1 protein-coding gene is annotated in these 300 nt (G+C 47.7%); it reads left to right on the top strand.

Features of this window, described 5'->3' with window-relative positions; translation table 11 throughout:
* Window positions 1-300, top strand: a 300-nt coding sequence (locus AB4585_RS26150; RefSeq protein WP_372171675.1) for a hypothetical protein, incomplete at both ends; no start/stop codon positions are given.

Below are 300 nucleotides of genomic sequence, written 5' to 3'. Positions count from 1 at the left end.
CCACCTACCTGCAGCGACTAGAAGCAGGCGGGGCAAAACTCGCAACGATAAAAGCGCATGTTAGCCAAATATCAAAACTACATAAGACACTCAACCTAGCAAACCCATGCCACTCTGAAATTGTGTCAAGCCATGTAGAACTTATCACTGAAGCGATGTTTGAAAGTGAAGACCCAAGAGCCGAAAGTAAACAGGCTTCACCATTTCGCCATGAGCACCTTAAGCTGGTAAAAGAACTTTACGAAGACAGAGACACCCTAGAGCACGCGCGCGACCTTGCCTTTCTATGCACCGCATACG

Source organism: Vibrio sp. 10N.222.49.C9, from assembly GCF_041474985.1.
Classification (GTDB): domain Bacteria; phylum Pseudomonadota; class Gammaproteobacteria; order Enterobacterales; family Vibrionaceae; genus Vibrio; species Vibrio crassostreae_C.
The sequence above is the reverse complement of the archived record's forward strand: the minus strand, read 5'-3'. Positions and strand labels throughout refer to the sequence as shown.